This is a genomic window from Streptococcus sp. 68 (assembly GCF_013277415.1).
GTDB lineage: Bacteria > Bacillota > Bacilli > Lactobacillales > Streptococcaceae > Streptococcus.
This window is the reverse complement of record NZ_VMMX01000003.1, coordinates 225,315-250,270: the sequence shown is the minus strand read 5'-3', so window position 1 is coordinate 250,270 and position 24,956 is coordinate 225,315. Positions and strand designations below refer to the sequence as shown.

25 protein-coding genes are annotated in these 24,956 nt (G+C 39.7%); 23 read left to right on the top strand and 2 right to left on the bottom strand.

The window, feature by feature from the left end; genetic code table 11:
* Nucleotides 1–57 precede the first annotated feature (57 nt).
* The 22 genes from HT720_RS01955 to HT720_RS01850 all read left to right on the top strand — a co-directional run bounded on the left by HT720_RS01955 (nt 58) and on the right by HT720_RS01850 (nt 22,579).
* Complete coding sequence (locus tag HT720_RS01955; protein WP_173274549.1) at nt 58–2,478, top strand: GbpC/Spa domain-containing protein; 2,421 nt, start codon at nt 58–60, stop codon at nt 2,476–2,478.
* A 240-nt stretch (nt 2,479–2,718) separates the two neighbouring features.
* Complete coding sequence (gene xseA, locus HT720_RS01950) at nt 2,719–4,059, top strand: exodeoxyribonuclease VII large subunit (RefSeq protein WP_173274548.1); 1,341 nt, start codon at nt 2,719–2,721, stop codon at nt 4,057–4,059.
* Nucleotides 4,037–4,249: an exodeoxyribonuclease VII small subunit gene (locus tag HT720_RS01945; RefSeq protein WP_000043226.1), complete on the top strand. Its 213-nt coding sequence runs from the start codon at nt 4,037–4,039 to the stop codon at nt 4,247–4,249. Before xseA ends, HT720_RS01945 begins: the two co-directional genes overlap by 23 nt.
* Nucleotides 4,246–5,121, top strand: a complete 876-nt coding sequence (locus HT720_RS01940; RefSeq protein WP_173274547.1) for a polyprenyl synthetase family protein — start codon at nt 4,246–4,248, stop codon at nt 5,119–5,121. The genes HT720_RS01945 and HT720_RS01940 overlap by 4 nt, the downstream gene beginning before the upstream one ends.
* On the top strand, nt 5,114–5,929 hold the full coding sequence (locus HT720_RS01935; RefSeq protein WP_173274546.1) for a TlyA family RNA methyltransferase: 816 nt from the start codon (nt 5,114–5,116) through the stop codon (nt 5,927–5,929). Before HT720_RS01940 ends, HT720_RS01935 begins: the two co-directional genes overlap by 8 nt.
* Nucleotides 5,922–6,353, top strand: coding sequence for an arginine repressor (locus HT720_RS01930; RefSeq protein ID WP_173274545.1), 432 nt, complete (start codon nt 5,922–5,924; stop codon nt 6,351–6,353). The genes HT720_RS01935 and HT720_RS01930 overlap by 8 nt, the downstream gene beginning before the upstream one ends.
* A 6-nt stretch (nt 6,354–6,359) precedes the next feature.
* Nucleotides 6,360–8,027, top strand: coding sequence for a DNA repair protein RecN (gene recN, locus HT720_RS01925; protein ID WP_173274544.1), 1,668 nt, complete (start codon nt 6,360–6,362; stop codon nt 8,025–8,027).
* A 1-nt stretch (nt 8,028) separates the two neighbouring features.
* Nucleotides 8,029–8,757 carry a metallophosphoesterase family protein gene (locus tag HT720_RS01920; protein ID WP_024057651.1) on the top strand — a complete coding sequence of 243 codons (729 nt, stop codon included), beginning with the start codon at nt 8,029–8,031 and terminating at the stop codon, nt 8,755–8,757.
* Nucleotides 8,758–8,835: 78 nt separating this feature from the next.
* A complete protein-coding gene (gene lepA, locus HT720_RS01915; RefSeq protein ID WP_173274543.1) occupies nt 8,836–10,659 on the top strand; it encodes a translation elongation factor 4 in 1,824 nt (607 codons plus the stop codon).
* 389 nt (nt 10,660–11,048) lie between these two features.
* On the top strand, nt 11,049–11,525 hold the full coding sequence (locus tag HT720_RS01910) for a PTS sugar transporter subunit IIA (protein WP_000521974.1): 477 nt from the start codon (nt 11,049–11,051) through the stop codon (nt 11,523–11,525).
* Between the two features lie 38 nt (nt 11,526–11,563).
* Complete coding sequence (locus HT720_RS01905; protein WP_000590550.1) at nt 11,564–11,869, top strand: PTS sugar transporter subunit IIB; 306 nt, start codon at nt 11,564–11,566, stop codon at nt 11,867–11,869.
* Nucleotides 11,870–11,916: 47 nt separating this feature from the next.
* Nucleotides 11,917–13,392, top strand: coding sequence for a PTS galactitol transporter subunit IIC (locus tag HT720_RS01900; RefSeq protein ID WP_173254428.1), 1,476 nt, complete (start codon nt 11,917–11,919; stop codon nt 13,390–13,392).
* A 204-nt stretch (nt 13,393–13,596) separates the two neighbouring features.
* Nucleotides 13,597–14,493: an aldose 1-epimerase family protein gene (locus tag HT720_RS01895; protein ID WP_173252907.1), complete on the top strand. Its 897-nt coding sequence runs from the start codon at nt 13,597–13,599 to the stop codon at nt 14,491–14,493.
* Between the two features lie 156 nt (nt 14,494–14,649).
* Nucleotides 14,650–15,075, top strand: a complete 426-nt coding sequence (lacA, locus tag HT720_RS01890; protein ID WP_000029277.1) for a galactose-6-phosphate isomerase subunit LacA — start codon at nt 14,650–14,652, stop codon at nt 15,073–15,075.
* A 30-nt stretch (nt 15,076–15,105) separates the two neighbouring features.
* Complete coding sequence (lacB, locus tag HT720_RS01885) at nt 15,106–15,621, top strand: galactose-6-phosphate isomerase subunit LacB (protein WP_001216913.1); 516 nt, start codon at nt 15,106–15,108, stop codon at nt 15,619–15,621.
* Between the two features lie 10 nt (nt 15,622–15,631).
* On the top strand, nt 15,632–16,561 hold the full coding sequence (locus HT720_RS01880; protein ID WP_173274542.1) for a tagatose-6-phosphate kinase: 930 nt from the start codon (nt 15,632–15,634) through the stop codon (nt 16,559–16,561).
* A gap of 1 nt (nt 16,562) precedes the next feature.
* Complete coding sequence (lacD, locus tag HT720_RS01875; protein ID WP_001229114.1) at nt 16,563–17,543, top strand: tagatose-bisphosphate aldolase; 981 nt, start codon at nt 16,563–16,565, stop codon at nt 17,541–17,543.
* A gap of 233 nt (nt 17,544–17,776) precedes the next feature.
* The gene (locus HT720_RS01870) at nt 17,777–18,613 is read left to right on the top strand and encodes a transcription antiterminator (protein WP_173274541.1); all 837 of its coding nucleotides are present in this window, start codon (nt 17,777–17,779) and stop codon (nt 18,611–18,613) included.
* Nucleotides 18,614–18,648: 35 nt separating this feature from the next.
* On the top strand, nt 18,649–18,966 hold the full coding sequence (locus HT720_RS01865) for a PTS lactose/cellobiose transporter subunit IIA (RefSeq protein ID WP_173274540.1): 318 nt from the start codon (nt 18,649–18,651) through the stop codon (nt 18,964–18,966).
* Nucleotides 18,966–20,657, top strand: a complete 1,692-nt coding sequence (locus HT720_RS01860; protein WP_173274539.1) for a lactose-specific PTS transporter subunit EIIC — start codon at nt 18,966–18,968, stop codon at nt 20,655–20,657. The genes HT720_RS01865 and HT720_RS01860 overlap by 1 nt, the downstream gene beginning before the upstream one ends.
* Before the next feature lie 215 nt (nt 20,658–20,872).
* Entirely contained in the window at nt 20,873–22,279 is a 1,407-nt protein-coding gene (gene lacG / locus HT720_RS01855; protein ID WP_173274538.1) for a 6-phospho-beta-galactosidase, read from the top strand.
* A gap of 42 nt (nt 22,280–22,321) precedes the next feature.
* A complete protein-coding gene (locus tag HT720_RS01850) occupies nt 22,322–22,579 on the top strand; it encodes a DUF3884 family protein (protein WP_134990181.1) in 258 nt (85 codons plus the stop codon).
* A gap of 283 nt (nt 22,580–22,862) precedes the next feature.
* Here the strand turns inward: HT720_RS01850 and HT720_RS01845 are convergent, their stop codons facing one another.
* Nucleotides 22,863–23,624: a DeoR/GlpR family DNA-binding transcription regulator gene (locus HT720_RS01845; protein WP_173274537.1), complete on the bottom strand. Its 762-nt coding sequence runs from the start codon at nt 23,622–23,624 to the stop codon at nt 22,863–22,865.
* Nucleotides 23,625–23,812: 188 nt separating this feature from the next.
* On the opposite strand from HT720_RS01845, the gene HT720_RS01840 reads away from it, so the two are divergent.
* On the top strand, nt 23,813–23,959 hold the full coding sequence (locus HT720_RS01840; protein WP_173274536.1) for a hypothetical protein: 147 nt from the start codon (nt 23,813–23,815) through the stop codon (nt 23,957–23,959).
* On the opposite strand, the gene nrdF is transcribed toward HT720_RS01840, so the two are convergent.
* Nucleotides 23,956–24,918 (bottom strand): class 1b ribonucleoside-diphosphate reductase subunit beta, encoded by a 963-nt coding sequence (nrdF, locus tag HT720_RS01835; protein WP_164226196.1) that lies wholly within the window; start codon nt 24,916–24,918, stop codon nt 23,956–23,958. The genes HT720_RS01840 and nrdF overlap by 4 nt on opposite strands.
* Between the last annotated feature and the right edge of the window lie 38 nt (nt 24,919–24,956).

Genomic DNA, 24,956 nt, shown 5'->3' with positions numbered 1-24,956 from the left:
TAAATAATCAAAAGAAACTAAGTTTTCTCTAAATCGTTCTAAGAAAGAGTGAGTAATATGAACAAAAACTCAGTAAAATTTGGATTAGCAAGCGCATGCTTAACTTCTGCTATCTTATTTGGGGTACATACAGTTGAAGCCTCTGACCAATCTTCAAACATTCAACAAAACGAGTCTGATAGTTATGGCAAGGATTTAACTACGTATAAGGCAGAAACAACAAAATATGAATTAGATAAGAAAGCATATGAAGCAGAACTTAAAGCCTACAATGAAAGTGTGGCTAAATATGAAGCAGATAAGGCTGAATACGATAGAGCTGTTTTAGCAAATAAAGAACTTACTACCAAATATGAAGCTGATAAAGCAGCCTATGAAAAAGCAAAAGCTGAATATGACAAAGCGTTAGCTGCAAACAAAGAAACAGTGACAAAATACGAAAGTGACCTTGCAGAATACAATAAACAAAAAGCTGAGGCGGACAAGGTAAAAGCTGAATACGAAAAACTTAAAGCTGAGTGGGATGCTAAAAAAGCACAATATGAAAAAGATAAAGCGGCCTATGATAAAGCTCAAACTGACTATAATATGGCCAAAGCTGATTATGACGTTAAACTCGCAACATACAATACAAAACTTGCAGAATACAATAAACAAGTTAAATCTAATGAAGCTGCTGATAAAATTGAAAACGATAAACGTAGAGCAGAATATAACGAAAAATTGAAAAAATTCGAAGAAGAATCGAAGAAACCAGGTCGTTTTGCAAGCGAAGAAAAAAACTATTTGATTTTCGTTAAAGAACCAAATGCTAAAATCAGCATAGAAGTTAAAGATACTGGTGATACTGGTGCTTTAGCAATGTTGAAATATACTCAGAAAGACGGAAGTTTTTGGAAACTAAATCATAAAAAGTTGAGTAGCGACCAATTATCAGATGAAGCATTAGCAAAAAATAATTTGACAGATAAGATCATCAAACGATGGGATGAAACAGTAACAGGTTATCGAGAATACGGCAAAGACCCACATATCACCACATATCCTGTCATTGCCAAAAAAGATAGACCGTTTACCGTGACTTACACAAACTTAGAGAACACCACATACGATAAGAAAAAAGTCACACGTATTGATTATGAATACACTGTCTTAGAGACTGGTAGTTCTGTTGATACAATGCAAATTTCTCCTGCCTACGATCCAACTATTTCAGTATCAATCTATGGTGATTTCAGAAAACATGGATATAGTACAAGAGTTCGTATGAAACCAACTCTATATCTTGAAGATGGAACGAAAGTGATTCCAACAAAAGAAAAACCAGTTATGTTTGCAGTGAGTTCTATGAATACAGGATGGCATGGTTATAGTGACAATTCGTATTATTTCGCAGACAATAAGGATATGTTTAAGGAATTCTATGGGAAATCAGGAGTTTATGACGAATACTTAAATGACGAATTTAAGAAACTGTATAACGTAGACCTCGAAACAGCATCAAAACCCGGCGGATTATTGAGTGACCCTTCCAAACGTCAAGAGTGGAATACAAAAAAAGCAGAATTGAAAACAGCATACGTAAAAGATGAAGAAGAGTACAAAAAAGATGGTTTCAAAAAAGTCAAAGATTATATGACTAACAAATATGGATCCAATGTGAATACATGGCCTAGTACCTATCGTGAAATTGTGTATGCTATTCATAATGCTTCATTTATCAAATTGAATGAATCTTTTGTCTATAAACATGATGATGGATTTTATGCCGATAAAACATTAGATGAAATTAACAGTGGAAACCCGGTATGGGATAACCAAGAATCACCTTACAAATACAAAGGTGCAGGTGTTATAAAAGTGACAGAAGATGGCTTCTATTTGGAATTTGGTGCAACCGTCCCATTCACTCAATTATTCGGAATCAACACGGCTATCGTTGACGAATATATTGATGTGAAACCGAAACTAGAATTGGTTGAAACACCAAAACCAACGCCACCAACGAAACCAGTTGAACCAAAACAACCAGAACTTAAAGAACCAACACCATTAGGAGTTGCTCCAAAAGAACCAAACAAGTTCGATAAAGAAAAACCAGTGAAACCTGACTTGAAAGAACCAAAAGCTCCAACCCCACCGGTTAAGCCTGACTTGAAAGAACCAACGCCACCAACGCCACCAACGAGACCAGTGGAGCCACCAAAAGTGGAGAAACCAGTAAAACCAGTTGAACCACCAAAAGTGGAGAAACCAGTAAAACCAGTGGAACCGCCAAAAGTGGAGAAACCAACAGAACCGGTTGAGCCACCAAAAGAGGTGATACCAACGAAACTAGTTGAGCCACCAAAAGAGGAAAAACCAACATTGCCACGTACGGGGAGTGCGTCGGACATGAGTATGACTGTGGTTGGGTTATTAACAACTTTAGCATCATTCTTTGTGTTTACTAAACGTAAAGATGAAAGTAACAAATAGTTATCAAGGTTTTGTCGAAAAGATTTAAGCAGAAGGCAAAAAGTTCACTTTTAAAATATCAAAAAAACGAGTATATCCGTAATTGGATATACTCGTTTTCTTATGCCATAAGCTGTCAGATATTTGTTGAAAACCTATTATTTATTTTTCCCTCATAATGGTACATAAATGGAGATTTTTAGGCATATTTTTGGTATAATAATACCCATGAAAGAGCAAGTAAATGAATAGTAGGTGGAGATGGAAAAGTATTTATCGGTAACAACTTTGACCAAGTATCTGAAAATGAAATTCGATAAAGACCCTTATTTGGAACGGGTCTATTTAACTGGTCAAGTTTCCAACTTTCGTAAACGACCTACTCACCAATATTTCTCCCTAAAAGACGACCATGCAGTTATTCAAGCGACTATTTGGTCTGGGGTTTATCAGAAATTAGGTTTCGCACTGGAAGAAGGGATGAAGATCAATGTAATTGGGCGTGTACAGGTTTACGAACCAAGTGGTAGCTACTCCATTATCATTGAAAAGGCAGAGCCTGATGGGGTTGGGGCGCTTGCGATTCAGTTTGAACAACTCAAGAAAAAATTGACAGAAGAAGGCCTGTTTCAAGAACGCTTCAAGCAACCTCTGCCTCAATTTTTTAAGAGAATTGGTGTAGTGACCAGTCGCAGTGGAGCCGTTATTCGAGATATTATCACGACCGTCAGCAGGCGCTTTCCAGGTGTTGACATCCTTCTTTATCCGACCAAGGTTCAAGGTGAGGGTTCTGCGGAGGAAATTGCTAGAAATATTGCGCGTGCTAATCAACGAGACGATTTGGATTTGCTGATTATTGGTCGTGGTGGTGGTTCCATCGAGGATCTCTGGGCCTTTAACGAAGAAATGGTGGTACGAGCTATCTTTGAATCTCGTTTGCCAATCATTTCTAGTGTGGGACATGAGACGGATGTGACCTTAGCGGATTTTGTGGCAGATCGTCGCGCTGCCACACCAACAGCAGCGGCTGAACTGGCAACACCTGTGACCAAGTTGGATATATTAGCTCATTTGCAAAATCAGGAAAAACGGATGGCAACAGCAGTCCGAAATGTCCTATCGAAGAAACAAGAAGCTTTGAAAAAATGCAGTCAGTCTGTTATCTTTAGACAGCCAGAGCGTTTGTATGATGGCTATTTGCAACGCTTGGATCAATTGCAACTGCGCTTAAAACAAAGTTTGCGAACACGGATTTCTGATAACAAGCAATTGGTCCAAGCAAGGACGCATCAACTGGTACAATTATCACCTGTTACCAAAATCCAACGTTATCAAGACCGTCTTGGTCAGCTGGATAAGCTTCTCCGTAGCCAAATGGCTTTGGTTTATGATGCCAAGGTTGCTGAGGTCAAGCGTCTTTCAGAAGCTTTGCTGATGTTGGATACCAGTCGAATCGTGGCGCGTGGTTATGCTATTGTCAAGAAAGAAGAGTCAGTAGTCGATTCAGTTGAAAATTTGAAGAAAAAAGACCAAGTGACGCTTTTGATGCGAGATGGTCGAGTAGAATTAGAGGTTAAAGATGTCAAAACAAAAGAAATTTGAGGAAAATCTAGCAGAACTGGAGACCATTGTCCAAAGTTTGGAAAATGGTGAAATTGCTTTAGAAGATGCAATTGCTGCCTTTCAAAAGGGTATGGTCTTGTCAAAAGAGCTCCAAGCGACGCTGGACAAGGCTGAAAAGACCTTGGTCAAGGTCATGCAAGAAGACGGAACAGAAAGTGATTTTGAATGAAGAAGCAAGAAAAATTAGCTCTTGTCGAGTCAGCCTTGGAAGATTTTTATGGAGACCAGCAGTTTGCCTCTAGTTTGCGAGAGTCTGTTCTCTATTCCATTCATGCTGGTGGCAAGCGTATTCGGCCTTTTCTTCTGTTAGAAGTTCTGGAAGCCTTGCAGGTGGCTATTAAACCAGCACATGCACAGGTGGCTGCTGCCTTGGAAATGATTCATACAGGGAGCTTGATTCATGACGATCTTCCAGCTATGGATGATGATGATTATCGTCGAGGGCGTTTGACCAACCATAAGAAATTCGGTGAAGCTATGGCCATTTTGGCTGGAGATGCTTTATTCCTGGATCCCTATGCCTTGATTGCGCAGGCAGATTTGCCAAGTCAGATCAAGGTGGACTTGATTGCCAACTTATCCCTTGCTTCAGGTAGTCTGGGTATGGTGGCTGGGCAAGTTCTGGACATGGAGGGTGAACACCAGCATTTGTCTTTGGAAGAACTTCAGACCATTCATGCCAATAAGACTGGAAAATTACTAGCTTATCCCCTCCAAGCAGCTGCTATTATAGCTGAATTGGCACCTGAGATGCAGGCAAAATTTAAAACTATAGGTGAATTGATTGGGCTTGCTTTTCAAGTTAGAGACGATGTACTGGATGTGACCGCCAGTTTTGAGGAGATCGGCAAGACACCTCAAAAGGATTTGCAGGCAGAAAAGTCAACCTATCCAGCCTTGTTGGGCTTGGAAGAGGCCATTGCCTTTTGTAACCAAACCCTGGATCAAGCTAATACCAAATTAGACGAAATTGCTCAGCAGGTTCCTTTTGAGATAGAATCGATTGTAAGTGTAGTAGAAAGTTTGAGAATCAATGGCTAAGGAAAGAGTGGATGTACTAGCTTATAAACAGGGCTTGTTTGAAACGCGAGAACAAGCCAAACGCGGCGTCATGGCTGGACTAGTCGTTGCAGCCCTGAACGGAGAACGATTTGACAAACCAGGAGAGAAAATTCCAGACGACACTGAGCTAAAACTCAAGGGTGAAAAACTCAAGTATGTCAGCCGTGGTGGCTTGAAACTGGAGAAGGCCTTGCAGGTCTTTGATTTGTCAGTTGATGGAGCGACCACGATTGATATCGGTGCTTCTACTGGAGGCTTTACCGATGTCATGTTGCAGAATGGTGCTGAGTTAGTCTTTGCAGTTGATGTCGGCACCAATCAGTTGGCTTGGAAATTACGCCAGGACCCGCGAGTTGTCAGCATGGAGCAGTTCAATTTTCGCTATGCTGAAAAGACTGATTTCGAAAAGGAACCGAGCTTTGCCAGTATTGATGTGAGTTTCATTTCCCTCAGTCTGATCCTTCCGGCCTTGCACCGTGTCTTGGCTAATCAGGGTCAGGTTGTGGCTCTGGTTAAGCCTCAGTTTGAGGCAGGACGTGAGCAGATTGGGAAAAACGGAATCATTCGTGATGCCAAGGTCCATCAACATGTCCTTGAATCTGTCACAACCATGGCAGTAGAGGAAGGCTTTTCAGTCCTTGGTTTGGACTTTTCTCCCATCCAAGGTGGACATGGAAATATTGAGTTTTTAGCGTATTTGAAAAAAGAAGAGTCAGCAAGCAATCAGGTTCTTGCTGAAATTGAAGAAGTAGTAGAGAGGGCGCATAGTCAATTTAAAAATGAATAAAAAAGAGAGACTTGAAAAAATTAGACGATTTGTGACAGATTATCAAATCGGCACGCAAGAAGAAATTGTAGAATATTTGAAAGAAGCAGGAATCACTGCTACTCAGGCAACGGTATCACGGGATATCAAAGAGCTAGGCATTGTCAAAATTCCTTTGAGAGATAACACCTATGTCTACGAATTGCCAAAATCAATCGTGAAAAGTTTGCAACTGGCTGAAGACAATATTGAGTCAGCTGAATTGATGGATAAGATGATTAATCTCCAAGTTATTCCAGGAAATACAGCTTTTGTAAAAGCTCAGTTAATTGAGACTTTTGCTGACAAGATTTTTAGCTGTTTGGCTGATGATAGCTCGATTTTAGTCATTGCCAGAAGTGAAAGTCTAGCTGAGGAAATCTTTGAACAAGTAAAAAATTGGTAGGTCTATATGTTACTTGAAATTTCGATAAAAAACTTTGCCATTATTGAGGCTATTTCCCTCCATTTTGAAAAGGGGATGACTGTCCTGACTGGTGAAACGGGTGCAGGGAAGTCAATTATCATTGATGCCATGAATATGATGTTGGGAGCTCGTGCGATGACAGATGTTATTCGTCATGGTGCGCCAAAGGCAGAGATTGAGGGGCTTTTCTCAGTTGAGAATAGTCGCCTTTTACAGGAAATTTTTGATGAGCAAGGTTTAGAATTGGGTGATGAAATTATCATTCGTCGGGAAATCTTGCAAAATGGTCGGAGTATTAGTCGTGTCAATGGCCAGATGGTTAATCTGTCTGTTTTGCGTGCTATTGGACAACATCTTGTGGATATTCATGGTCAACATGACCAAGAAGAGTTAATGCGTCCCCAACTGCATATCCAGATGTTGGATGAATTTGGCGATGTAGCCTTTTGGGACTTGAAAGAAACCTATCAAACGAGTTTTGATGCCTACCGTAAAATGCGCAAGCAGGTTCTGGAAGTCAAGAAAAACCAACAGGAACACAAGGCACGTATCGAAATGTTGGAATTTCAAATGGCAGAGATTGAGGCAGCAAACTTGCAAGCAGGGGAAGACCTGGCTCTCAATCAAGAGCGTGATAAACTGCTCAACCATAAAAATATTGCGGATACACTGACCAATGCCTACAGCATGTTGGACAATGAAGATTTTTCAAGTCTGGCCAATGTTCGTTCAGCCATGAATGACATGGAAAGTGTCGAAGAGTATGACCCTGAATACCGTGAAATTTCAAGCTCTCTGTCTGAGACCTACTATGTTTTAGAAGACATTAGCAAACGTCTGGAAGCTATTATTGAGGACCTTGATTTTGATGGCAATCGCCTCATGCAGGTTGAGAATCGCTTGGACCTCCTTCATACCATTACGCGTAAGTACGGTGGGACTGTTGACGATGTCTTGCTTTATTTTGCCAAAATTACGGAAGAATACAATCTCTTGACAGGCAATAACCTTTCGTCTGAGGACATGGAAGCAGAGCTTAAGAAATTGGAAGTCAATCTTGTTGATTTGGCTGGTCAACTTGCTTCTGCTCGTCATGACTTGGCTCAGCAGCTCGAGGCTGAGATTAAACAAGAACTGCAAGATCTTTATATGGAAAAAGCCCAGTTTCAGGTTCGTTTTAGCAAGGGGAAATTCAGTCGTGAGGGCAATGAAATGGTTGAATTTTACATTTCAACCAACCCTGGCGAAGACTTTAAACCCTTGGTCAAGGTTGCGTCTGGTGGGGAATTATCTCGTCTCATGCTAGCCATTAAGTCCGCCTTTTCACGTAAAGAAGGCAAGACCAGTATTGTCTTTGATGAAGTGGATACGGGAGTTTCAGGACGTGTTGCCCAGGCTATTGCGCAGAAGATTCACAAGATTGGCCAGCATGGTCAGGTTCTGGCTATTTCCCATTTGCCACAAGTGATTGCGATTGCGGATTATCAATTCTTTATTGAAAAGATTAGCAATGACCATTCAACAGTTTCGACTGTTCGTCTCTTGACGGTTGAAGAGCGAGTGGAGGAAGTTGCCAAGATGTTGGCAGGTGATGATGTGACCGAAGCAGCCCTGACGCAAGCTAGAGAATTGTTGAGAAACAGGGAGAAATAAGATGACAGACTATTATGTAATTGGAGATGTTCACGGAAAAGCTGGGATGCTGGAAGACCTTCTTAAAACATGGGATGGTCAGACTCAGTTGCTCTTTCTAGGGGATTTGATTGACCGTGGTGAAGATAGTCGCCGTGTTCTTGAAATGGTTAAGGACTTGGTCGATAATCAAGGGGCAATCTGTTTGTCAGGAAACCACGAGTATATGTTTTTGACTTGGCTTGATGACCCAGAAGAAAGTTATGACCACTATCGTCGCAATGGTGGAGATACAACTATTAACTCTATCCTAGGTCGTCCCTTAGATGCACCAGTTGATGGAGTAGAAGATGCCAAGCGTGTTGCTACCGAAGCAGCAGATTTGGTCGAATTTATTCGTCAAATGCCATTTGTGGTAGAGACAGACAAGTATATCTTTGTTCACGCAGGTATTGATTTAACCTTGGATGACTGGCATGAAACCACAGATTATAAAAAAGTCTGGCTTAGAAAACCATTCCACGAAGCAGAAAATCATACTGGAAAAATCATTGTCTTTGGCCATACACCGGTCTATGGTTTGTTAAAGCAAGAGCGTGGTACTGCTGAGCTTTGGACTACCGAAGATGGCAAGATTGGAATGGATGGAGGAGCTGTTTATGGTGGTGTCCTTCACGGGATTGTCTTTACAGACCAAGGAATGACAGAACACCACTTTATCGAAAATGACGGCTTTGTCGCTGAAGATTAGTACTCCTAGCAGGGTATGGTCTTGTCAAAATGTCAAAAACAATTTATAATAAATAGATACCCTGAAAGGAAGAGAATCATGAACTTAGAAGAATTGAAAAAACGACAGGAGAAGATCCGTAACTTCTCTATTATCGCCCATATTGACCACGGGAAGTCGACTCTAGCAGACCGCATTTTGGAAAAAACAGAGACAGTTTCAAGTCGTGAAATGCAGGCCCAACTTTTGGATAGTATGGATTTAGAGCGAGAACGTGGGATTACCATTAAACTCAATGCCATTGAGCTGAATTACACTGCAAAAGATGGGGAAACTTATATTTTTCACTTGATTGATACACCAGGACACGTTGACTTTACCTATGAAGTTTCCCGTTCACTAGCTGCCTGTGAGGGTGCTATTTTGGTGGTCGATGCTGCCCAAGGAATTGAAGCTCAAACCCTTGCCAATGTTTATCTAGCCTTGGACAATGATTTGGAAATCATGCCAGTCATTAACAAGATTGACCTACCAGCTGCAGATCCTGAGCGCGTACGTACGGAGATTGAAGATGTCATTGGTTTGGATGCCAGTGAAGCAGTATTGGCTTCTGCTAAGTCTGGTATTGGTATCGAAGAAATCCTCGAGCAAATTGTAGAAAAAGTACCAGCACCAACGGGTGATGTGACGGCGCCTCTTAAGGCCTTGATTTTCGACTCTGTTTACGATGCTTACCGTGGAGTTATTCTTCAAGTGCGTGTCATGGATGGAGTGGTCAAACCTGGGGATAAGATTCAGCTCATGAGCAATGGCAAGACCTTTGATGTTACGGAAGTCGGTATTTTTACTCCGAAAGCAGTTGGTCGTGATTTCCTTGCGACTGGTGACGTTGGTTATATTGCAGCTTCTATTAAGACGGTTCAGGATACTCGTGTGGGTGATACAGTTACTTTGGCAACCAATCCTGCGGCAGAGCCATTACATGGCTACAAGCAGATGAATCCTATGGTCTTTGCGGGTCTCTACCCAATTGAGTCAAACAAGTACAATGACCTGCGTGAAGCGCTTGAAAAATTGCAACTGAATGATGCTAGTCTTCAGTTTGAACCAGAAACATCGCAGGCACTTGGATTTGGTTTCCGTTGTGGTTTCCTTGGACTTCTCCATATGGATGTTATCCAAGAACGTTTGGAACGTGAGTTCAATATCGACCTCATCATGACAGCTCCGTCTGTTATCTATAAGGTTAATTTGACCGACGGTGAGTCAATGGATGTGTCTAACCCATCTGAGTTCCCAGACCCAACCAAGATTGCGACCATTGAAGAGCCTTATGTCAAGGCGCAAATCATGGTACCGCAAGAGTTTGTTGGAGCAGTGATGGAGCTAGCTCAGCGTAAGCGTGGGGACTTTGTGACTATGGACTATATTGATGATAACCGTGTCAATGTTATCTATCAAATTCCACTGGCTGAAATTGTCTTTGACTTCTTTGATAAACTTAAGTCTTCGACACGTGGTTATGCAAGTTTTGACTACGAATTGTCAGAATATCGCCCATCTAAGCTGGTCAAAATGGATATCCTTCTCAACGGAGACAAGGTGGATGCCCTCAGCTTTATCGTTCACAAGGACTTTGCCTACGAACGTGGGAAACTCATCGTTGATAAGCTCAAGAAAATCATCCCCCGTCAACAATTTGAAGTACCAATCCAAGCAGCAATTGGACACAAGATTGTCGCTCGTACGGATATCAAGGCCCTTCGTAAAAACGTACTTGCTAAATGTTATGGTGGTGACGTTTCTCGTAAACGCAAACTCCTTGAAAAACAAAAAGCAGGTAAGAAGCGCATGAAAGCTATCGGATCAGTAGAAGTTCCTCAAGAAGCCTTCCTCAGCGTCTTGAGTATGGATGAAGAGTAAGTTGTTTAATTGCATTTCCTTCTTCATAGGAAATTTATATAAGAATCAATCGTAAAGCAGGCTTAGATGGTCTGCTTTTTTAGTTTTTATACTCTTCGAAAATCTCTTCAAATCACGTCAGCGTCGCCTTGCCGTAGATATGATCACTGACTTCGTCAGTCTTATCTACAACCTCAAAACCATGTTTTGAGCTGACTTCNNATTTTCATTGAGTATTAGAACAGGAAAAACGTTTGAAGTGTTTGTTTATATGTTTGTTTTTATACAACAAACTATAAGAACAACAAAAATATAAAAAAAGAGACAAAAATCAACAGAAAACTATTGACAACGATTTCATATAGTGTTATACTTAGGTCGTAAAGTTAATGGAAAGAAGGGAAAACCTTATGGGATTAGATCATTTCTTTGACAAAAACCTTGTGTTTTGCTTAGAAGCGGATAATCAAGAACATCTCTTTGATCAGGTTGCAACTTTATTGGAAGAACGAGAAATCGTAACTCCGACCTATCGTGAAGCCTTGATCACGCGTGAAAAGTCATTTCCAACTGGCTTAGATATGGAATTTTTGGGTAAAGATTTGCCGAATGTGGCTATTCCTCACACAGATATTGTTCATAATCTAGCTGAAAAAGTTGTGGTCGTTCGATTAGAGAAACCGGTGACCTTCCACAACATGATTGCGCCAGATAAGGAAGTAGAAGTATCCTTGCTCTTCTTTATCATTAATAACTCAAGTTCAAGTCAAACGAATATTCTTGCTCAGTTGATGGACTTCTTCACAGGAAATGGTCATCTTGAAGACCTATCAAAAATTTCTGAACCAGAAGCCCTCTATGCTTATATCGCTGAAGCAATCGCTTAATCTTGTCTATTAAAAATATTAAATCGGAGGAGATCCATATGATTAAAATTCTTGCTGCCTGCGGTGCAGGTGTTAACTCAAGCCACCAAATTAAAAGTGCTCTTGAAGAAGAACTTTCAAACCGTGGTTACGATGTGCACTGTGATGCAGTCATGGTCAAAGACGTTAACGAAGACCTTATCAAAGGTTATGACATCTTCACACCAATTGCTGCGACAGACCTTGGTTTTGACCCAGGTATTCCAGTTATCGAAGCTGGACCAATCTTATTCCGTATCCCAGCTATGAGTGCTCCAGTATATGATAATATTGAAGCAGCTATTAAAGAACACGGGTTAAGCTAATTTTAATTTGTTAACATTCATATAACATAAAAAAGGGAGGAACTGTTATGGATGCAATCTTTGACCTAATCAAAAAGGTTTTCACGCCCGTCTTAGATATGGGTGGTCCTGTCATCATGTTGATCATTTTGACAGTATTGGCTCTACTTTTTGGAGTGAAATTCTCCAAAGCGCTTGAAGGTGGTATCAAACTTGCCATCGCTCTTACTGGTATCGGTGCTATCATCGGTATGCTCAACACTGCTTTCTCAGCATCGCTTGCAAAATTCGTTGAAAACACTGGTATCCAATTGAGTATCACTGACGTTGGTTGGGCACCACTTGCAACAATCACTTGGGGTTCTGCTTGGACGCTATACTTCTTGCTCATCATGTTGATTGTCAACATAGTGATGCTAGCTATGAAGAAAACAGATACACTTGACGTTGATATCTTTGATATCTGGCACTTGTCTATCACAGGTCTTTTGATTAAATGGTATGCAGACAACAACGGTGTGAGTCAAGGGGTTTCACTCTTTATTGCTACAGCAGCTATCGTCCTTGTTGGTGTGTTGAAAATTATCAACTCTGACTTGATGAAACCTACATTTGATGACCTTCTTAACGCTCCAAGTTCATCACCAATGACATCAACTCACATGAACTACATGATGAACCCAGTTATCATGGTTTTGGATAAGATTTTTGAAAAATTCTTCCCAGGTCTTGATAAATATGACTTTGATGCTGCTAAATTGAACAAGAAAATCGGTTTCTGGGGATCTAAATTCTTTATCGGTTTCATTCTTGGTATTGTTATCGGTATTATGGGAACTCCACATCCAATTGCAGGAGTTGAAGATGCAGATAAATGGCGTCTTGTTATCAGAGGATGGTTGTCTCTTGGTTTGACTGCCGGTGTATCTTTGGAACTCTTCTCACTTATCGGTTCATGGTTCATCGCTGCCGTAGAACCACTTTCACAAGGTATTACAAACGTTGCTACTAAACGTCTTCAAGGACGTAAATTCAACATCGGTCTTGACTGGCCATTCATTGCTGGTCGTGCTGAAATTTGGGCTTGTGCTAACGTACTTGCACCAATCATGTTGGTTGAAGCAGTACTTCTTTCAAAAGTCGGAAATGGTATCTTGCCACTTGCAGGTATCATTGCTATGGGTGTTACTCCAGCTCTCTTGGTTGTAACACGTGGTAAATTGCTCCGTATGATTATCTTCGGAACACTCTTGTTGCCACTCTTCCTTCTTTCAGGTACACTTATCGCACCATTTGCAACAGAACTTGCTAAAGGTGTAGGTGCCTTCCCAGCAGGTGTGAGCGAAACTCAATTGATCACTCACTCAACTCTTGAAGGACCAATCGAAAAACTTCTTGGTTGGACAATTGGTAACACTACAACTGGTGATATCAAAGCAATCCTTGGTGCAGTAGTCTTCCTTGTATTCTATATCGGTATCTTTGCATGGTACAGAAAACAAATGATTAAACGTAACGAAGAGTACGCAGCAAAAGCAAAATAATGAGCTCCTATAAAATGTAAGCTCAATGAAAATCAAAGAGCAAACTAGGAAGCTAGCCGCAGGCTGTACTAAAGTACGGCAAGGCGACGCTGACGAAGTTTGAATTGGATTTTCGCAGAGTGTAAATTGTTGAAACTAGGTTGTCATACCGTTTAGGAGTGACAGCCTAGTTTTTTATAAACTATCAAGAAATCGGAGAAAATAATGGTAATTGAATTAAAATCAGAACAATTAAGAGTTCAATTTAACAGTTTTGGTGGGGCTCTTTCTTCTATAAAAGATGCTGAAGGTCTTGAGTATTTGTGGCAAGGAGATGCTACATATTGGAGTGGACAAGCTCCTGTTCTCTTTCCCATTTGTGGTTCATTGAGAGAGGATACAGCACTTTATATAGATGATAATGGACAAGAAAGTAAAGGAAAGATTCCTCGTCATGGTCTGGTCCGCAAGAAAGAATTTGAATTAGTTGAACAGACAGACAAGAGTGTAACTTTTGCAATTGAAGACGATGAAAATAGCTATCAGAACTACCCTTATCATTTCCGCCTAGAAATCACTTATATCCTTACTGGCAAGACAGTACGAACTCAATACAAAATATTTAATAAAGAAACTAGCAAGGTCATGCCTTACTTTATTGGTGGACATCCAGGCTTTAATTGTCCTCTACTGGATGATGAGGTCTATGAAGATTACTATTTAGAGTTTGAGAAAGAAGAGACTTGCTCTGTTCCACGCCCTTTCCCAGAAACAGGTATGTTGGATTTCCAAGATAGAAGTCCATGGCTAGAGGGACAAAAAGAAATAGATCTTAGTTATGATCTTTTCAGCACAGATGCAGTGACTTTGGATGAATTGCAATCTCGAACAATTGTCCTTCGTTCTCGTAAACATGATAAGGGATTGAAAGTGCACTTTGCAGAGTTTCCAAACCTCATCATCTGGTCAACTTTGAACAAGGGACCTTTCATTGCCTTTGAACCATGGTCTGGCTTGTCAACATCCCTTGAAGAAGGAGATCATTTAGAAGATAAGAAGAATGTTCGTCTCTTAGAAGCCAATCAGGTTGAAGAAATAGGGTTTGAGATAGAAGTTTTATAAAAAAGTAAAAAATAAATAACAAAAACAAACATAAACTGTTGACTTTTTCAAACAATAGTAGTATATTATGTTTGTGAGGACTAATTGACTGTTTTTTAAATACAGCCAATACACTGCTGGAATCCAGCATAGAAAAAATAAAAAGGAGTATACAATATGTCTATTGTTATCGGTGCAGATGCTGCAGGTTTGAGATTGAAAGAAGTTGTGAAAGACTTCTTAGAAAAAGAAAATTTCCACGTTGTGGATGTTACAGCTGAAGGTCAAGACTTTGTTGATGTGACTCTCGCTGTTGCTGCAGAAGTTAACAAAGAAGAACAAAATCTTGGTATTGTGATTGATGCTTATGGAGCTGGTCCATTTATGGTTGCAACTAAGATCAAAGGAATGGTTGCTGCAGAAGTATCTGACGAACGTTCAGCTTATATGACTCGTGGCCACAACAACTCACGTATGATCACTATGGGTGCACAACTTGTCGGTGATGAATTGGCTAAAAACATCGCTAAAGGATTTGTTAACGGTAAATACGATGGTGGACGTCACCAAATTCGTGTCGACATGTTGAACAAAATGTGCTAATTAGATTACAGTAAGAAAGGTAAGTTAAAAATGAGAATTGCAATTGGATGTGACCACATCGTAACAGATGAAAAAATGGCGGTTTCAGAATTTTTGAAATCAAAAGGATATGAAGTCATTGACTTTGGTACATATGACCATACACGTACTCACTACCCAATCTTTGGTAAAAAAGTAGGGGAAGCTGTAACTAGCGGTCAAGCTGATCTTGGAGTATGTATCTGTGGTACTGGTGTTGGTATCAACAACGCTGTAAATAAAGTTCCAGGTGTCCGTTCTGCCTTGGTTCGTGATATGACAACAGCCCTTTATGCTAAAGAACAATTGAACGCCAACGTTATCGGTTTTGGTGGTAAGATTACTGGTGAATTGCTTATGTGTGATATCATCGAAGCTTTCATCCATGCTGAATACAAACCATCTGAAGAAAACAAGAAATTGATTGCGAAAATTGAACACGTTGAAAGTCACAATGCTCAACAAACAGACGCAAACTTCTTCACTGAATTCCTTGAAAAATGGGATCGCGGAGAATACCACGACTAAGAGGTGACCTATGATTTTAACAGTCACAATGAACCCATCCATTGATATTTCCTATCCTTTGGATGAGTTGAAGATTGATACTGTCAATCGTGTGGTGGATGTAACCAAAACGGCTGGTGGTAAGGGACTCAATGTTACCCGAGTACTTTCAGAATTTGGGGATTCTGTTCTTGCTACTGGTTTAGTTGGTGGTAAACTTGGTGAGTTTTTGGTTGAACATATCGATGATCAAGTAAAGAAAGATTTCTTTTCTATTCAGGGAGAAACTCGTAACTGTATCGCTATTCTTCACGGAGACAACCAAACAGAAGTTCTTGAAAAAGGACCTGAAGTTCTTGAACAAGAAGGTCAAGAGTTTTTGGAACATTTCAAAAAACTCTTGGAGTCAGTTGAAGTAGTAGCTATCTCAGGTAGTCTGCCAGCTGGCCTTCCAGTTGATTACTATGCGAGCTTGGTTGAACTTGCTAATCAAGCTGGTAAGCCTGTTGTCTTGGACTGCTCTGGTGCAGCACTTCAGGCGGTTCTTGAATCACCACATAAACCAACAGTCATCAAACCAAATAATGAGGAACTGTCTCAGCTTCTAGGAAGAGAAGTTTCTGAGGATTTGGATGAATTAAAAGAAGTCCTTCAAGAACCTTTGTTTGCAGGTATTGAATGGATTATCGTTTCACTTGGTGCTAACGGTGCTTTTGCCAAACATGGTAACACTTTCTACAAGGTAGATATTCCTAGAATTCAGGTAGTAAATCCTGTTGGATCTGGAGACTCTACTGTGGCAGGAATTTCTTCAGGACTTCTTCACAAAGAATCGGATGCAGAATTACTCATCAAGGCAAATGTCCTTGGTATGCTCAATGCTCAAGAAAAAATGACTGGTCATGTCAACATGGCCAACTATCAAGCTCTATATGATCAATTAATAGTAAAAGAGGTATAAAATGGCTTTAACAGAACAAAAACGTGCACGCTTAGAAAAACTTTCTGATGAAAATGGTATCATCTCAGCTCTTGCATTTGACCAACGTGGTGCTTTGAAACGCCTCATGGCTCAACACCAAACAGAAGAACCAACTGTAGCTCAAATGGAAGAACTTAAAGTATTGGTTGCAGATGAATTGACTAAATACGCTTCATCAATGCTTCTTGACCCTGAGTATGGACTTCCAGCAACTAAAGCTCTTGATGAAAAAGCTGGTCTTCTCCTTGCTTATGAAAAAACAGGTTATGACACAACAAGCACAAAACGTTTGCCAGACTGCTTGGATGTTTGGTCTGCAAAACGTATTAAAGAAGAAGGTGCAGATGCAGTTAAATTCTTGCTTTACTATGATGTAGATAGCTCAGACGAACTCAACCAAGAAAAACAAGCTTATATCGAACGCATCGGTTCTGAGTGTGTGGCTGAAGATATCCCATTCTTCCTTGAAATCCTTGCTTACGATGAAAAAATTGCGGACGCAGGTTCTGTAGAATACGCTAAAGTAAAACCACACAAAGTTATTGGTGCTATGAAAGTCTTCTCAGACCCACGCTTTAACATTGATGTCTTGAAAGTAGAAGTTCCTGTTAACATTAAATATGTTGAAGGCTTCGCTGAAGGTGAAGTGGTTTATACACGTGAAGAAGCAGCAGCCTTCTTCAAAGCTCAAGATGAAGCAACAAACTTGCCATACATCTACTTGAGTGCTGGTGTATCAGCTAAACTTTTCCAAGATACTCTTGTATTTGCTCATGAATCAGGTGCAAACTTTAACGGAGTTCTTTGTGGCCGTGCTACATGGGCTGGATCAGTTGAAGCATACATCAAAGATGGTGAAGCAGCAGCTCGTGAATGGCTTCGCACAACTGGTTTTGAAAACATTGACGAACTCAACAAAGTTCTTCAAACAACAGCGACTTCATGGAAAGAACGCGTGTAAGCAAGTCCTCCTAGATTAGGAACATGAATCTAAAAATTTTTAAAAAAAGTTGTATGTAAAGGTTTACAAAATAACTTACTTGTGCTATACTTAAATCACAAGTTAATACAAGGTGAGTGTTACTAAGTAATATTAGGCATGATCACGGATGAATTAGGAATCGACTGATTTTCTAGTTCATTTGTGGTCATTTTTTGTACTCATATACCTTTAAGATATAAAAGGAGGTTGACATGTATCGAATTCTAAATCCAATGAATCACAATGTCTCGCTTGTCAGAAATGATAAGGGAGAAGAGGTGATTGTAATTGGTAAGGGGATTGCATTTGGAAAGAAGAAGGGAGATTTGATTGCTGAAAATCAGGTTGAGAAAATCTTTCGGATGAAGACCGAAGAGTCCAGAGAAAACTTTATGGCTCTTCTCAAAGATGTTCCGCTTGATTTTATCACAGTGACTTATGAAATCATTGATAAGCTATCAAAGAAATATCACTATCCGATTCAAGAGTATCTCTATGTAACCTTGACAGATCATATTTACTGTTCTTATCAAGCTCTAGCACAAGGAAGGTACAAGGATAGTAATCTGCCAGATATTTCTGCTAAGTATCCTGTCGCTTTTCAAATCGCAAATGAAGCATTTGGAATTTATCGTCAAAAACTGACAGATAATTTTCCTGAGGACGAAATTATTCGGATTGCTTATCATTTCATTAATGCCGAAGGTGAAAATGAAGTGGAACTTGTGGAGTCGATTGATAAGAGGAAAGAAATTCTCAGGAATGTTGAAGAAGTGCTAAAGGGTTATGCAATTCAACGAACCAAAGAGAATAACCATTTCTATGATCGCTTTATGATACATTTGAATTATTTCTTGGATTATTTAGACAGATCTAGAGATGATAACCAATCGCTTCTGGATATGGAAGACCATATCAAACAATCCTACCCAAAAGCCTTCGAGATTGGTTCTAAGATTTATGATGTGATTACGCAACATACAGGTCTTGATTTGTATAAAAGTGAACGTGTTTATCTAGTTCTACATATCCAACGTTTATTATCATAAAAATTTAATTAAAACTATATAAGGAGAATTCTATCATGAATAGAGAAGAAGTAACATTGTTAGGTTTTGAAATCGTAGCCTATGCTGGCGATGCTCGTTCAAAACTATTGGAAGCCTTGAAAGCTGCTGAAGCTGGTGATTTTGAAAAAGCGGACGCTCTGGTAGAGGAAGCTGGTTCTTGCATTGCAGAGGCTCACCACGCGCAAACAAGTCTATTGACTAAGGAAGCAGCTGGTGAGGAGTTAGCATATAGTGTGACCATGATGCATGGCCAAGACCACTTGATGACAACTATCTTGTTAAAAGATTTGATGCACCACTTAATCGAACTTTATAAGAGAGGAGTTAAATAATGAACAAACTAATTGCATTTATCGAGAAAGGAAAGCCTTTCTTCGAGAAATTATCTCGTAATATCTATCTTCGTGCTATTCGTGATGGTTTCATTGCAGGTATGCCTGTTATTCTCTTCTCAAGTATCTTTATCTTGATTGCCTTTGTGCCAAACTCATGGGGTTTTAAATGGTCTGATGAAGTTGTAGCCTTTCTGATGAAACCTTACAGCTATTCAATGGGTATCTTGGCTCTCTTGGTAGCTGGTACAACAGCTAAGTCATTGACCGACTCAGTAAACCGTAGCATGGAGAAAACCAATCAAATCAACTATATGTCAACATTGTTGGCAGCAATTGTTGGTTTGTTGATGCTGGCAGCTGATCCTATCGAAAATGGTCTAGCTACTGGATTCTTGGGGACAAAAGGTTTGCTTTCAGCCTTCCTTGCTGCCTTTGTTACTGTAGCCATCTATAAGGTTTGTGTTAAGAACAACGTCACTATTCGTATGCCTGACGAAGTTCCACCAAATATCTCACAAGTCTTTAAAGATGTGATTCCATTCACTCTCTCGATTGTTTCACTTTATGCTCTTGATTTACTAGCTCGTCATTTTGTTGGTTCTAGTGTGGCAGAATCAATCGGTAAATTCTTTGCTCCATTATTCTCTGCAGCTGATGGTTACCTTGGAATTACAATTATCTTTGGTGCCTTTGCCTTCTTCTGGTTTGTTGGTATCCATGGTCCATCTATCGTTGAACCAGCTATCGCAGCTATTACCTATGCAAATGCCGAAGTCAACTTAAACCTTCTCCAACAAGGTATGCACGCTGACAAGATTCTCACTTCTGGTACACAAATGTTTATCGTTACCATGGGTGGTACTGGTGCGACACTGGTTGTTCCATTCATGTTCATGTGGTTAACAAAATCAAAACGTAACCGTGCAATCGGACGTGCTTCAGTAGTTCCTACCTTCTTTGGTGTAAATGAACCAATCTTGTTTGGTGCACCACTTGTATTGAACCCGATTTTCTTCATTCCATTTATTTTTGCTCCTATCGCAAACGTTTGGATCTTTAAATTCTTCATTGAAACTCTTGGAATGAATTCATTTACTGCCAATCTACCATGGACAACTCCAGCTCCACTAGGTTTAGTTCTTGGAACTAACTTCCAAGTTCTATCATTCATTCTTGCTGCTCTTCTAATCGTGGTTGACGTAGTCATTTACTATCCATTCCTTAAGGTCTATGATGAACAAATTCTTGAAGAAGAACGTTCAGGTAAATCTAATGATGAATTGAAAGAAAAAGTTGCTGCGAACTTCAACACTGCAAAAGCAGATGCTATTCTTGAAAAAGCTGGTGTAGAAGCAGCACAAAATACAATCACTGAAGAAACAAATGTCCTCGTTCTCTGTGCAGGTGGAGGTACAAGTGGACTTCTTGCAAATGCTTTGAACAAGGCAGCAGCAGAATACAATGTTCCTGTGAAAGCAGCAGCAGGTGGATATGGTGCTCACCGTGAAATGTTGCCAGAGTTTGATTTAGTTATCCTTGCTCCTCAAGTTGCTTCAAACTTTGAAGATATGAAAGCAGAAACTGATAAACTCGGTATTAAACTTGCGAAAACAGAGGGCGCTCAATACATCAAATTAACTCGTGATGGAAAAGGTGCTCTAGCATTTGTACAAGCTCAATTCGATTAACGATAGGGACTGTGAAATAGTCTCCTCTCGTTACGGAAATCGCTATGGCGAATTTCCTAATCGCCTTGTTAATTCGTCGGTAAAAAGATATCGTTTTTACCTCCTCATGTCACAATTTGGTGACTCGATACAAGAAGTGAGATGGAGAAGGATGGCTCACTGACTCCTCTCCTCTCACTTTTACTTTATTTTAAATCAAGAAATAGGTGAAAAAAATGACAAAAACACTTCCAAAAGACTTTATTTTCGGTGGCGCTACAGCTGCTTATCAAGCAGAAGGTGCTACACATACTGATGGAAAAGGACCAGTTGCTTGGGATAAATATCTTGAAGATAACTACTGGTACACTGCCGAACCAGCCAGTGATTTTTACAATCGATATCCAGTTGACCTCAAGCTAGCAGAAGAGTATGGTGTCAATGGCATTCGAATTTCTATTGCTTGGTCACGTATTTTCCCGACTGGTTACGGTCAAGTAAATCAGAAAGGTGTCGAGTTTTATCATAATTTATTTGCGGAGTGTCACAAACGTCACGTTGAGCCCTTTGTAACTCTGCATCACTTTGACACGCCAGAAGCTCTCCACTCAAATGGAGACTTCTTAAACCGTGAAAATATCGAACACTTTGTAGACTATGCTGCCTTCTGTTTTGAAGAATTTCCAGAAGTAAACTACTGGACAACCTTTAATGAAATTGGGCCAATCGGTGATGGTCAATACTTGGTTGGGAAATTCCCTCCAGGTATTCAGTACGACCTTGCCAAAGTTTTCCAATCGCACCACAATATGATGGTATCTCATGCACGTGCGGTAAAATTGTATAAAGAGAAAGGCTATAAAGGGGAAATTGGTGTCGTGCACGCTCTCCCAACCAAGTACCCACTTGATCCTGAAAATCCTGCAGATGTTATTGCGGCAGAGTTGGAGGACATTATCCATAACAAATTTATCTTGGATGCAACTTATCTGGGTCACTACTCTGAAAAGACCCTGGCAGGGGTAGAGGCTATCTTGGCTGCAAATGGTGGTAGCTTAGATCTTCGTGAAGAAGATTTTACAGCATTAGAAGCTGCGAAAGACTTGAATGACTTCCTTGGAATTAACTACTATATGAGTGACTGGATGGAAGCCTTTGATGGCGAAACAGAAATTATCCATAATGGTAAAGGTGAAAAAGGAAGCTCTAAATACCAAATCAAAGGTGTTGGTCGTCGTGTAGCTCCTGATTATGTACCACGTACAGACTGGGATTGGATTATCTACCCTCAAGGTTTGTATGACCAAATCATGCGCGTGAAGAAAGATTATCCCAACTACAAGAAGATTTACATAACTGAAAATGGTCTCGGCTATAAAGATGAGTTCGTTGATAACACTGTTTACGATGATGGACGTATTGATTACGTGAAGCAACACTTGGAAGTCTTGACTGATGCGATTGCAGATGGTGCTAATGTAAAAGGTTACTTCATTTGGTCATTGATGGACGTCTTCTCATGGTCAAACGGTTATGAGAAACGTTACGGTCTCTTCTATGTAGACTTTGAAACTCAAGAACGTTATCCTAAGAAATCAGCTCACTGGTACAAGAAAGTAGCAGAAAGTCAGATTATAGACTAGTAGAATTAGTCATTAGATATAGAATTATAGTGAGGTAAAAAGATGTTCAAAAATTTTATCCAATCTATTTATGAAAAAGTTTATATTATCAATTTCGAAAAATGCTCTCAAATACCGTGTTTGACGAATGAAGAATTAAAAAGTCTTGGAAAATGGTATGTCTCGACCGGTAAAGAATGGATTTGCCATTCAGACTATGAGCTGGAAGAATTTAAAAATATCTTTTTAAATTTTATCAATCATGAAGAACGAGATAATATCTCCTTTGATTCAGATTTTATGCCGTTTCAACAATCGTAACCAATTGCTCAAAAAAGTTAAATCTTATATCTAGTACTCTGCAAAACTCTTATCTAATCACCTTGCTTATACTCAATAAAAATCAAAGAGCAACTTTAAACTAGGAAGAGAGTCGCAGGTTTCTCAATGCATAGCTTTGAGGTTGCAGATAAAGCAATTGGGCAAAAAGTCTTTAACGTAGAAAAACGCATAATATCAGGTGTTGAAAAACTTGATACTATGCGTTTTATTGTGGGAAGATTTACTTCTGAAATTGAGTTCTTACCCAGAATCTTTCAGTTTATTAAGGCTTGATGACTTTAATGTGTTTAGATAGCTCAAAAAGGATTGAATCACTTAGTTTAGAATCTGAAACAATAGTATCAAGATTTGATACATTATAAAAAGTATAAAAATCAAACTTATTGAACTTACTATGATCTGCGAGCAAATATTTTTTATTAGAATTATTTAAAGCGATGCGTTGAGCCTCTCCCTCTTCCTCGCTAAAAGTAGCTAGAGCTCCGTTTTGAATACCATTACAGCTAACGAAAGCTTTGGAAAATTGGAGATTAGAGAGATTTTGTAGGGTCAATGTGCCAACAAAAGCACCTGTAATATCGCGATAATTTCCACCTATCAAAATCAAATCTGTTAATTTTCGTTCGCTTAAAATCAGAAAAACAGGTAGACTGTTGGTCACGACGCGGATATTGTCAATAGGCAATTCGCGCGCAAAAAATTCTAATGTTGTTCCTGGTCCAATGAAAATAGTTTCTCTTTCTTCTACTAGACTGCCTGCAAAACGGGCTATTTCTTGTTTTTCTGCCGTTTGGAGGGCTTGTTTTTCAATATTTGATCGCTCATTAGTCAAAAGGGAGTTGGTTCGAAGTTTTTCAGCTCCACCATGCACACGAATCAGCAAGTCTTTATCAGCTAATTCCTGTAAATAGCGCCTTGCAGTCATATCTGAAACGGCTATTTCGTCCATAATCTGTTTAACTGTTATGGTGCCTTTACTATTTACTATCTCTAAAATTTTGGTTAATTTTTCTTGTTTGAGCATATTATCACCTCGTTTCCTACTACTATCTTACCATAAACTAGCTCATCATTCAAATACAAAAACAACAAAATAAAACAAAAACAAAAATATCGAGGTTTATTTTCAAAACTTTCGATATTTTATTAGATTATTATTTTGTTGTTTCAAGTTTACTTTTTATGATTGAGAGTGGTGGAGAATTATACTCAATGAAAATCAAAGAGCAAACTAGGAAGCTAGCCGTAGGTTGCTCAAAACACTGTTTTGAGGTTGTAGATAAGACTGACGAAGTCAGTGAGCATATCTACGGCAAGGCGACGCTGACGTGGTTTGAAGAGATTTTCGAAGAGTATTAGTCCAAACCGTAGTTGTAGTCATCGTCTTGCATGGCTTCAACTTCACCAAGAAGATAACCATTTCCGACTTGAGAGAAGAAGTCGTGGTTGGAAGTTCCTGTTGAAATACCGTTCATAACGATTGGGTTCACATCATCTGCTGAATCTGGGAAGAGTGGATCTTGTCCCAGGTTCATGAGAGCCTTGTTAGCATTGTAGCGAAGGAAGGTTTTGACTTCTTCCGTCCAACCAACACCGTCATAGAGGCTCTCTGTGTAGCCTTCTTCATTTTCATAAAGAGTATAGAGTAAGTCGTACATCCATTCTTTTAGCTTTTCTTGCTCTTCTTCAGGTAATTCATTGAAACCAAGTTGGAATTTGTAACCAATGTAGGTTCCGTGAACAGATTCATCACGAATAATCAATTTGATGATTTCCGCAACGTTGGCAAGTTTGTTGTTACCAAGGTAGTAGAGCGGTGTGAAGAAACCAGAGTAGAAGAGGAAGGTTTCAAGGAAGACGCTAGCCACTTTCTTTTCAAGTGGGCTACCGTTTAGGTAAATTTCGTTGACAATCTCAGCCTTCTTTTGTAGGTAAGGGTTGGTATTGGTCCATTCGAAAATTTCTTCGATCTCAGCCTTAGTATTCAAGGTAGAAAAGATTGAAGAGTAAGATTTAGCGTGAACAGATTCCATAAATTGGATGTTATTGAAAACAGCTTCCTCATGTGGTGTACGGATATCTGCGCGAAGGGCTTCAACCCCAGTTTCAGATTGCATAGTGTCGAGAAGGGTTAAACCACCAAAGACTTTTCCTACCAAGTCTTTTTCTACATTTGGTAGCTTTCTCCAGTCATCCAAGTCGTTTGACAAGGGAATACGTGTATCGAGCCAGAATTGCTCTGTCAGCTTTTCCCAAGTTGATTTGTCGATGACATCTTCGATGGCATTCCAGTTAATGGCTTTGTAGTAAGTTTCCATTTGAAATCTCTTTCTGTGTTTAGTATTGCGAACTCACA